The organism is Neisseria sp. 74A18, from assembly GCF_001308005.1.
Taxonomy (GTDB): domain Bacteria; phylum Pseudomonadota; class Gammaproteobacteria; order Burkholderiales; family Neisseriaceae; genus Neisseria; species Neisseria dumasiana.
The window spans coordinates 1-561 of record NZ_LGZA01000087.1 but is presented as its reverse complement, the minus strand read 5'-3'; the positions used below and the strand labels follow the sequence as shown (position 1 = coordinate 561).

General features: G+C 56.3%; 1 protein-coding gene. It reads right to left on the bottom strand.

Annotation, left to right across the window (positions count from 1 at the left end):
* A partial coding sequence (locus tag AKG43_RS11905) for a type VI secretion system Vgr family protein (protein WP_156300685.1) occupies positions 1 to 561 on the bottom strand: 561 nt, incomplete at both ends.

The window sequence follows — 561 nt, the reverse complement described above, 5'->3', positions numbered from 1 at the left end:
AACAGGTTGACGCTTCCGACCGCATGGGCGGTGAAGTTGCTGCCGGCGCTGATGTCGGTGTCGCCGCCGCTGATGTGGTGGATGTGTTGGCCGGCGGTGTGCAGCTGGCTTTGCGGGGTAGCGGTGGCGATGCCGTCGGGGGCGGACAGTAAAATCACTTGTCGGTATAAGTCTTTAATACAGTTTTTCAGACGGCCTTCCTGCTCTTCGGTTAAGGTTCCTTCCGCTTTGGCTACATTGGCTGCCTTATTCAGGCTCTTCGCTAATGACAATGCCTGTTCCAAATGGGCGATGGCTTCGTCGCGGTTTAATACTTCTCCCTGCGCACCGCTTTGGCCGTCTGAAGAAATAAACAAGCCTTTGCCCGCCCTCAGCGCACCCCAGCTGTCGGTACGCAGCTCGAAGCCTTCGCCGTTATCGCCGCGTTTTTGGCGTTGGCTGTCGACGATATGGCCGAGGTTGAGTTGGGTTTTGCCGTATTCGGTCGCCAGTTTGATGTGTTCCTGACCCTGTTTGTCTTCCATCCGCAGTTTGTTGTTCGCCCAAGTGCGGATGACGTTG